Raw genomic sequence first — 9,680 nt, 5'->3', positions numbered from 1 at the left:
CCACTATTACTAAAATCTGTAAGAGTAGATTTATTAATATATACATTCACTGCATTACCAACAGCTTCTATGGTTCCAGTATTTTTAAAAGTTCCTAAAGTAGCATTATTTTCAATAGCTACAGCAGAGGAATTATTTTGTTTTTTTATTAATCCTTGATTCTCAATAGTTCCTGCACTAGCATTATTAAGTTGTAGTGTATTTCCATTGCCATTATTTTGAAGTGTTATTCCATTATTAATAATTAAGTCATTATAGGTTTTTCCTGCTTGATTACCTATAATTTTATTATTTACTCCACTAGTGTTAGTTATAGTATCTATAGTTCCACTATTACTAATATTAATAGTTCCTGATGTAGCCCAACTATCTGCACCTAAAGAAGTATTTAAAGCAGTTATTAGACTTAAACTTAAGAATAAAGTAGAGCTTGGCGAGTTAGGGATCAAAGAAAAGTTATTTGATTCATTTTTCATTGGTTGTTCCTTTTATGTTAATCTTTTGGCTATAAAAAACATTTACTTTAATACAATTAAATATATTATAACATATATTTATAATATATTAAGTATATTTATATTAAAAAATGTAAATTTAAAAGACTCTTGTAAAGAGAAGAGTTTAAGTTTAAAGGTTAATCTATCAAAGATTAGGACTCTAAGGTTAGAATACCTTTTAGATTCTATAATAGAATCTAAGAAATTAGAATCTAAAGCATTAGGATTTATAGCTTTTGTATTAAGATTAGAATCTAAGAGTTTAGGATTAAATAATTGAGGAATTAAACTTTGAGAGTCTGGGGCAATTAAAGTTTATATTAAAGTTGTTTTGAATAGGACTGGCATTGATTTAGAAAGTGGATTAATTAGGATTAAAGATAAGTTTGATTAGAATTTTAGTAAATTCTTATAAAGGTTTGCCGATGAAGAAGTTGTTTTTCTTGTTTGTGGCTATTTGTGGAATGTTAGCTAATGCTGAAACTATTAAGATTGGTATTGTATTGCCTATTAGTGGGGCTGTTGGTGGGTTTGGTGAGCTTGGTAAAAGAGGGATTGATTTAGCCTATGCTACACAAAACAAAACAAAAAATGGTGATAGTATTGAGCTTATCTTTGTTGATAATAAAAGTGATAAGATTGAATCGGCTAATGCGATGCAAAAACTTGTCTCTAGGGATGTTAGCGTAGTTATTGGTCCTATGATTTCCACTAATGCTTTAGCGATGGTAAAAATTGCGGATGATAATAGTGTCCCTCTTATCGCACCTGTGGCTACTAATGATAGGGTAACACAAGGGAAAGAGTTTGTTTCACGAATCTCTTTTGCGGATAGTTTTCAAGGGGTTATTGCTGCAAATCTAGCTTTTAGGGAATTAGGGGCTAAAAAAGCGGCTATTTTACTTGATAATAGCAGTGATTATTCTATTGGTTTGGCGAAATCTTTTAAGAGTCAATTTAAGAAGCTAGGTGGAGAGATTGTGATTGAAACTAACGCACAAGCTGGGACAAAAGACTTTAAGGCACAAATTTCTAATATCAAAGCAAAGAATCCTGATGTTTTATACTTGCCTATTTATTATAATGAGGGAGCATTAATCGCTCTTCAAGCTAAACAACTCGGGCTAAAAGTCCCAACTATTGGTGGGGATGGATTAGCTTCTAATAAGATATTCTTTGAAGTGGCTAAAGAAGCCGGAGAGGGCTATATGGTAACGGATTATTATTCTACAAGTTCTGTGCAGACACCTAAGGGAGTTTCTTTTATCAAAGCTTATGAGGGGCTGTATAATGAACCTGTGAGTAGCTTCGCTGTTATGTTTGCTGATGCCTATGGTATAGCCTTAGAAGCGATTGAGAAGTGTGGAGGGAAAGATAGGATATGTATTAATAATGCGATTCAATTTATGACTGATTATGAGGGTGTTAGCGGTAAATTTTCTTTGCAAAATGGAGAGGCTATAAGGAGTGCGGTTATTAATGAGATAAAAGGTGGTCAATTAGTTTATAAGACAACTATTGAGCCATAGTTAAGGTAGTTTTTGGATATTACAACCTTTTTTCAACAATGTATTAATGGGCTAAGTTTAGGTAGTATGTATGCGTTAATTGCCATAGGTTATACTATGGTTTATGGCTGTTTGCGTCTTATTAATTTCGCTCACGCTGATATTATGATGGTGGGGGCGTTTTTAAGCTTTTTTGGTATGCATAGCTTTGGATTACCCTTTTTTGTTTCTGCTATTTTTGCTATTTTGTTGTGCGGAGTTTTGGGTGTTTTGGTTGATAAAATCGCTTATGTGCCTTTGCGGAATGCCCCTAGAATCTCTATGTTGATTACTGCTATTGGCGTTAGCTTTTTCTTGGAAAATCTTTTTAATATCCTCTTTGGTTCTACTCCTAGATTTTTTGACGCACCGCAATTTTTTTCTCAAAGCATAGATTTTTTTGGGCTTAATTTGACAGTTATTACTTTGGTTGTCCCTATTGTGGCTTTGATTTTGCTTGTTATTGTGCTTGGTATTCTTTATCGCACTAAACAGGGTATGGCTATTCGTGCTAGTGCTTTTGATATTAGCGCTATTGCTTTAATGGGTATTAATGCTAATAGTATTATTGCTCTAGTCTTTGCTATTGGTAGCACTTTAGCGGGGATTGGGGGAATCTTCTATGCTATTTCTTATCCTACCATTGATCCTCTTATGGGGGTTTTAATCGGTCTTAAGGCATTTGCTGCTGCGGTATTAGGAGGGATTGGAAGTGTTGGTGGTGCGATGATTGGAGGATTTATTTTAGGTTTTAGTGAAGTTATGGCGGTTGCTCTTTTTCCAGAGTTAGGCGGGTATAAAGATGCTTTTGCTTTTTTGTTTTTGATTTTGGTTTTACTTTTTCGCCCTATTGGTATTATGGGTGATTGGAGATTAGAAAAGAGTAGGTTTTAAGGGATAATGTATAAAGTGCAAAATTTTTATAATAATTCCTTTGCTACATTAGGCATACATTTGTTGCTTTATAGTGGCACTATTGTGGTTTTATTTGCTTTGCAAGTATTATTTAATGATTATGCTTTAAGGGTTGTCAATAATATTTTGATTTTTGTTATTTTGGCGATTAGTTATAATCTTATTAATGGTGTAACCGGGCAACTCTCTTTAGAGCCTAATGGGTTTGTTGCTATTGGTGCTTATATTACTGCCTTAATGCTTTTAGATAAGGATTTGAAATTATCAATGTTTCAGCTTGAAGATCCTCATCCTTTTATCTTGGGCTTATATACAGAATTGCTTCCTGCACTTTTTGTTAGTGGGGTGGTGGCTGCTATTATTGCTATTTTATTGTCTTTTCCTGTTTTTCGCGTGAGGGGGGATTATTTAGCTATCGTAACTTTAGGATTTGGCTTTATCATCAAGATTTTAGCGATTAATAACCCGCAATGGACTAATGGTGCTATTGGATTAAATGAGATTCCTAATGATGCGGATTCTGTGGTTGCGGGTATTGGAGGGATTTTAAAATCTCTAGCTTTTTCTTCAGATATTCCGCCATTTTTGCAAGGTTTTTTTGGAATGATTTATAGGCATTCTTTTGAGGATGCTAATATTACCATCTTTTTTTGGAGTGGAATTATTGCTGTGGCTTCTGTTATCCTAGTTTTGCAGATTGTGTATTCTAAGTTTGGGAGGGCTATGAAAGCTGTTAGGGATGATGAGGATGTAGCCATTGCTATGGGGATTAACACTTTTAAAATCAAAACTTTTGCCTTTAGCACGAGTGCGTTTTTAGAGGGAGTGGGTGGCGGACTTCTAGCGGCTTGGCTTACCACTATTGATCCTAAAATATTTGGCTTTGAATTAACCTTTCAACTTTTAATTATTATCGTCTTAGGTGGGCTTGGAAGCACAACGGGTGCGATTTTGGGTGCGATTTTGGTTGTAGGTGGGGGTGAGTGGCTTAGGGTTTTGGATGAACCTTTAGTGTTTGGAGGGTTAGACTTGGGTGCTTATCCGGGGTTGCGGATGGTTTTTTTCTCACTTATTTTGCTTTGTATTATGCTTTTTGCTAGAGAGGGGATTATGGGTAAAAAAGAACTATGGGATTTAAACCCTAAAAATAAATTTAAATTCTTTGCAAAGATTCGTATTTAGAGATAATGGAAAGTCTATTAAAGCTTGAAAATGTTAGTATTGCCTTTGGTGGATTAAAAGCTATTGATGATGTGAGTTGTTGTATCAAGAAAAATCAAGTTTTTGGGCTTATTGGTCCAAATGGTGCGGGTAAAACGACAATGTTTAATATCATTACTGCAAATTATAAACCCACTTGTGGGAAGATAAGTTTTTTAGGTAAAGACATTTCTAAGTATAAGCCTAATAGCATTGTTAATCTAGGGATTGCTAGAACTTTTCAAAATATTCGGCTTTTTGCCTCTATGAGTGTTTTAGAAAATGTGTTAATTGGACTGCATAATTCAGCGCATTATAGCTTTTTTGAAGCAACCTTTCGTTTTGGGAGATTTTTTAAAGAGGAGCGGAAGATTAAAAAAGAGGCCATAGAGTTTTTAGAATATTTGGGGCTTGGTGATAAGATTTATCAAAATGCTAATGCCCTAAGTTATGGAAATAGTAGAAAGGTTGAAATTGCAAGGGCTTTAGCGACAAAGCCCAAGCTACTTTTGCTTGATGAACCAGCAGCGGGGATGAATCCTAAAGAAACAGAGGAATTAGGTGAGCTGATTATCAAAATGCAAAAAGATTTTGGATTAAGTATATTATTGATTGAACATGATATGCCCTTTGTGAATAAACTTTGCTCGGAAGTTTTGGTGCTTGATTATGGTAAGAAATTATTTAGTGGAAAACCTCAAGATGCGATTAATCATCCTGAAGTTATTGCGGCTTATTTAGGGGATTATTATGCTAAGAGTTAAGAATTTAGAGGTTTATTATGGTTTAATCGCTGCTTTAAAAGGGGTTAGCTTCCATATAGAAGAGTATGAAATTATCGCACTAGTGGGTAGTAATGGTGCGGGTAAGTCTTCAACGCTTAATGGCATTATACATAGTGTGAAAACTAAGGGGGAAGTGCAGTTTTTTGGTGCGGATATTACAAGAATTCCTACCCATAAGATTATTCAAAGAGGTATTGCCTTAGTTCCTGAAGGGCGGAGAGTTTTTATGAATTTGAGTGTGGATGAGAATTTAAGAATGGGGGCTTATTGTAATGATGAAAATTTCGTTGTTATGAAAGAGAAAATGTATGGGCTTTTCCCACGATTAAAAGAACGTTATAAGCAAATGGCGGGGACTATGAGCGGGGGAGAGCAACAGATGTTAGCTATCGCAAGGGCTTTGATGGGTGAGCCGAAGCTTTTAATGCTTGATGAGCCAAGTTTGGGGTTAGCTCCTAAGATTGTGGGGGAGCTTTTTGAAATATTGCTTCAATTAAGGGATGATGGAATCACTATTTTGCTTGTGGAGCAAAATGCCTTTGCGGCTTTAAAAGTAGCTAATAGGGCTTATGTTTTAGAAAATGGAAAGATTACTTTAGAGGATAATGCGGAGAATATACTTAATAATCCAGAGATTAAAAGGCATTATTTAGGAGGTTAAGCTTATTTTTTTATTAAATATTCTGTCATTTTAGCGATATAAGGGACAATTAAAAAGGCAATAAGGAATGCTATAATCCAAGCTTTTGGAAGGCATCTAATAACCATTGCTTTAAAGAATTTTCATTCAATCCAAGGTTTAAAAAGGTTATTATTCCAGACATTATAAAGCTCATAGATAAAGACATTAAACTTGCAAAAATAAGGCGATAGAACTTAGTATGGAACATAATAAGCCTTTTTGAGATATTAAAGACAATATTATTTTCTATCAAAGTAACTTATATTTTTATAAAACGCCATTTTAAATCGAAGCACTTTAAAATAAAATCTATTTTTGATTCTTTTCTATATTAAAATCCTGTTAAAACAATGGAATAACTTGCCATTAACTTTACCTCTTAATTTACCATACAAGATAACTAAAGCCATCACAAACCTATTGGGGATTAGAAGTAGAATCCTTATTCCTTTTCTTGATTGCTTCTTTTGCACCCTTTGGCATATTATCCTCAAAAAGATTATCAATTTCCTTAGGACGTGTTATCATCTCTTGCACAATAAAATTTAACATTTCAAAAAGTTTATAGGCAATCTTTGGATTATCGTTTATGTCTATCTCTTTTGTAGAATGCACCGCATTATTTCCTGTAATACGCACAATATGCTTTTTGAACTTTTAGGAAGTCCTCTAAAATTCTGCAAATTTTAAGGACTATTTAATTTTTATGTTGATATTATAAAGGAATTTTAATTCTACATAATAAAACGGCTATATAAGCTATATAATACTATAAAAAATAGGGGGGGGGGGGCGAGTAATGAATACCACTTTTAGAAATTATTTACTTGTATCTTTTGCCGCTTCTACAGCCTTACACGGTTTAGGTTTTACCGTCCCAAATGAAAATTACCGACAATTATGCGGAACCACCTATTATAGTGATACCTGTAACTTGACATCGTCGTATAGATTAAGTAACTATATGCGAATTTCTTATCTTGGTGGTCATCCTCAACTCCCTTTCCTCAATATACCCTATGACAAAGCTCTTTACGATAACAAGCTAAGTGATCCTAACAAAGGTATGGTAGATATACAAGGTCTAATAGGTGGTTTTACAACAGCAAAAATTCATAATCAAGGAATCCTTGGCAAAAACTTAAATGGTAACTTATCAATCAGTGTCGAAAACGTAATATTACAGATTACAAATTCAAGGAATATAACTGGGATCATTAAAGATACAGGGTTTAAAGGAGCTATCCAGTTACAAAAGAACACAGGGAATATTGGTGGCATTGATGTTCGTGGTAGGAGTGGTCTAACCACTATAACTAATCTCGGGACCATAGGAGTTATTACTACTAATGACAGAGGACAAATAAAATCATTGAGTAATAGTAAGTTCATAGGAACTCTTACTAATACTCAACGAGGAACAATAATTGATGACATAACAAATATAGGAACGATTAGGGATTTTAATAACCAAGGAAAAATAGAAAATAGCTTAATTAATTTCAATAGTATCGGAAACCTTGATAACTCTGGGACTATGAAAAGACTTTCTAACTTTCGAACCCTAGTTGCCCTTAAGAATACTGGAAATGTTGGAACGATTGTTAGCTCTGGAACTATAAACTCCCTTAGCAACACTGAAACAATAGGAACCCTTGCTAATACTGGAAACTTAGCAAGGGCAAGTAACGCTGGAACCATAACTTCCCTTAGTAACACTAGCAACCTAAACGACTTTAACAATACTGCTAACGGAGTTATAACCAACCAAGTAAGCAATACTGGAAATATTGGAAACTTTACTAATACTGGAAAGCTAAGTAATGGATTTAATAACCAAAGTAATGCAACAGTTGGTAATTTTACTAACATTGGGAATGCAGGAAACATTACTAATGCTGGAAAGATAACTACTGCAACTAACTCTGGAAGCTTAGCTACCCTTACTAACTCTGGAAGCTTAGCTACCCTTACTAACTCTGGAAGCTTAGCCAACCTTAATAACACTAAAAATATAGCAAATGTAAGCAACACTGGAAATTTAACTTCAGCTAAGAACACTGGAACTATAAACTCCCTTAGTAACACTAAAAGCATAGGAACCCTTGCTAATGCTGGAAACTTAGCCAACCTTAATAACACTAAAAATATAGCAAATTTAAGCAACACTGGAAATTTAACTTCAGCTAAGAACACTGGAACCATAAACTCCCTTAGTAACACTAAAAGCATAGGAACCCTTGCTAATGCTGGAAACTTAGCAAATGCTACTAACACTGGAACTATAACTTCCCTTAGTAACACTAGAAACCTAAACAACTTTAACAATACTACTAGCGGAGTTATAACCAACCAAGTAAGCAATACTGGAAACATAGGAAACTTTACTAATGCTGGAAAGCTAAGTAATGGATTTAATAACCAAAGTAATGCAACAGTTGGTAATTTTACTAACTCTGGAAATGCAGGAAACTTTACTAATGCTGGAAAGATAACTACTGCAACTAACACTGGAAGCTTAGCTACCCTTACTAACTCTGGAAGCTTAGCCAACCTTAATAACACTAAAAATATAGCAAATTTAAGCAACACTGGAAATTTAACTTCAGCTAAGAACACTGGAACCATAAACTCCCTTAGTAACACTAAAAGCATAGGAACCCTTGCTAATGCTGGAAACTTAGCAAATGCAAGTAACGCTGGAACCATAAACACCATTGCAAACAAGAAAAACATAGGAAACTTTACTAATAATGGAACCCTAGCAAATGTAAGCAACACTGGAACTATAACTTCAGCTAAGAACACTGGAACTATAAACTCCCTTAGTAACACTGAAACAATAGGAACCCTTGCTAATACCGGAACCCTAGCAAATGCTACTAACACTGGAACCATAACTTCCCTTAGTAACACTAGAAACCTAAACAACTTTAACAATACTACTAGCGGAGTTATAACCAACCAAGTAAGCAATACTGGAAACATAGGAAACTTTACTAATGCTGGAAAGCTAAGTAATGGATTTAATAACCAAAGTAATGCAACAGTTGGTAATTTTACTAACGATGGAAATGCAGGAAACATTACTAATGCTGGAAGCATAGATTATCTTTTAAACAAACAATCTGGAAATGTAAAAGCAATTACTAATGACGGGAACATAAGATCTTTATCCAGTTATGGAATATTAACTAACCTCGCTAACAAGAAATTTATAGAAGCCTTTGGTAACCAAGGAACTCTAACAAATGTAAGCAACACTGGAACTATAAACACCATTGCAAACAAGAAAAACATAGGAAACTTTACTAATAATGGAACCCTAGCAAATGTAAGCAACACTGGAACTATAACTTCAGCTAAGAACACTGGAACTATAAACTCCCTTAGTAACACTGAAACAATAGGAACCCTTGCTAATACCGGAACCCTAGCAAATGCTACTAACACTGGAACCATAACTTCCCTTAGTAACACTAGAAACCTAAACAACTTTAACAATACTACTAGCGGAGTTATAACCAACCAAGTAAGCAATACTGGAAACATAGGAAACTTTACTAATGCTGGAAAGCTAAGTAATGGATTTAATAACCAAAGTAATGCAACAGTTGGTAATTTTACTAACTCTGGAAATGCAGGAAACTTTACTAATGCTGGAAAGATAACTACTGCAACTAACACTGGAAGCTTAGCTACCCTTGCTAACTCTGGAAGCTTAGCCAACCTTAGTAACACTAAAAGCATAGGAACCCTTGCTAATACTGGAAGCTTAGGAAGTGCTACTAACACTGGAACTCTAGCTAACCTTACTAATACTGGAAGCTTAGCCAACCTTAGTAACACTAAAACAATAGGAACCCTTGCTAATACTGGAACCCTAGCAAATGCTACTAACACTGGAACCATAACTTCCCTTGATAACACGAAAAACATAGGAGACTTTATTAACGCTAATGGTGGAACCATCACCAACCAAGTTATTAATAAAGGAAGCATTACAAGCTTTACCAACCAAGGAAACTTAAAAGGTGGATTTGTAAATAATACA

8 protein-coding genes and 1 pseudogene are annotated in these 9,680 nt (G+C 34.5%); 6 read left to right on the top strand and 3 right to left on the bottom strand.

The annotated features are described in order from the left end of the window. Positions 1 to 476: pseudogene (locus tag LS72_RS09750) on the bottom strand (hypothetical protein); the annotation flags it as partial. Between the two features lie 446 nt (positions 477 to 922). Between LS72_RS09750 and LS72_RS09745 the strand changes: the two are divergent. Genes LS72_RS09745 through LS72_RS09725 form a run of 5 tightly spaced genes read left to right on the top strand, consistent with a single transcriptional unit; the run spans position 923 to position 5,605 of the window. Continuing rightward, on the top strand, positions 923 to 2,026 hold the full coding sequence (locus tag LS72_RS09745; RefSeq protein WP_034554863.1) for an ABC transporter substrate-binding protein: 1,104 nt from the start codon (positions 923 to 925) through the stop codon (positions 2,024 to 2,026). 12 nt (positions 2,027 to 2,038) lie between these two features. Continuing rightward, positions 2,039 to 2,938, top strand: a complete 900-nt coding sequence (locus tag LS72_RS09740; protein WP_034554861.1) for a branched-chain amino acid ABC transporter permease — start codon at positions 2,039 to 2,041, stop codon at positions 2,936 to 2,938. Positions 2,939 to 2,944: 6 nt separating this feature from the next. After that, the gene (locus tag LS72_RS09735) at positions 2,945 to 4,141 is read left to right on the top strand and encodes a branched-chain amino acid ABC transporter permease (RefSeq protein WP_034554860.1); all 1,197 of its coding nucleotides are present in this window, start codon (positions 2,945 to 2,947) and stop codon (positions 4,139 to 4,141) included. 5 nt (positions 4,142 to 4,146) lie between these two features. Then, on the top strand, positions 4,147 to 4,923 hold the full coding sequence (locus tag LS72_RS09730; RefSeq protein ID WP_034554859.1) for an ABC transporter ATP-binding protein: 777 nt from the start codon (positions 4,147 to 4,149) through the stop codon (positions 4,921 to 4,923). After that, positions 4,910 to 5,605, top strand: a complete 696-nt coding sequence (locus LS72_RS09725) for an ABC transporter ATP-binding protein (protein ID WP_034554858.1) — start codon at positions 4,910 to 4,912, stop codon at positions 5,603 to 5,605. The genes LS72_RS09730 and LS72_RS09725 overlap by 14 nt, the downstream gene beginning before the upstream one ends. Before the next feature lie 70 nt (positions 5,606 to 5,675). On the opposite strand, the gene LS72_RS11465 is transcribed toward LS72_RS09725, so the two are convergent. Then, the gene (locus LS72_RS11465) at positions 5,676 to 5,768 is read right to left on the bottom strand and encodes a hypothetical protein (protein ID WP_238700797.1); all 93 of its coding nucleotides are present in this window, start codon (positions 5,766 to 5,768) and stop codon (positions 5,676 to 5,678) included. Positions 5,769 to 6,043: 275 nt separating this feature from the next. Then, complete coding sequence (locus LS72_RS09715) at positions 6,044 to 6,265, bottom strand: hypothetical protein (protein ID WP_138155304.1); 222 nt, start codon at positions 6,263 to 6,265, stop codon at positions 6,044 to 6,046. A 160-nt stretch (positions 6,266 to 6,425) separates the two neighbouring features. Here LS72_RS09715 and LS72_RS09710 point away from each other — a divergent pair. Then, positions 6,426 to 9,680: beta strand repeat-containing protein (locus LS72_RS09710; RefSeq protein ID WP_138155303.1), on the top strand; the 3,255-nt coding region annotated here is incomplete at its 3' end.

It is taken from the genome of Helicobacter apodemus (assembly GCF_000765745.2).
Lineage (GTDB): Bacteria > Campylobacterota > Campylobacteria > Campylobacterales > Helicobacteraceae > Helicobacter_D > Helicobacter_D apodemus.
Note: the sequence above shows the minus strand (reverse complement) of the source record. Positions and strands in the feature narration are given on the sequence as shown.

Excerpts from the sequence above, each read along its gene's own strand:
- LS72_RS09730 (WP_034554859.1), top strand. The coding sequence starts at position 4,147 with ATGGAAAGTCTATTAAAGCTTGAAAATGTTAGTATTGCCTTTGGTGGA.
- LS72_RS11465 (WP_238700797.1), bottom strand. The coding sequence starts at position 5,768 with ATGTCTGGAATAATAACCTTTTTAAACCTTGGATTGAATGAAAATTCT.
- LS72_RS09745 (WP_034554863.1), top strand. The coding sequence starts at position 923 with ATGAAGAAGTTGTTTTTCTTGTTTGTGGCTATTTGTGGAATGTTAGCT.
- LS72_RS09725 (WP_034554858.1), top strand. The coding sequence starts at position 4,910 with ATGCTAAGAGTTAAGAATTTAGAGGTTTATTATGGTTTAATCGCTGCT.
- LS72_RS09735 (WP_034554860.1), top strand. The coding sequence starts at position 2,945 with ATGTATAAAGTGCAAAATTTTTATAATAATTCCTTTGCTACATTAGGC.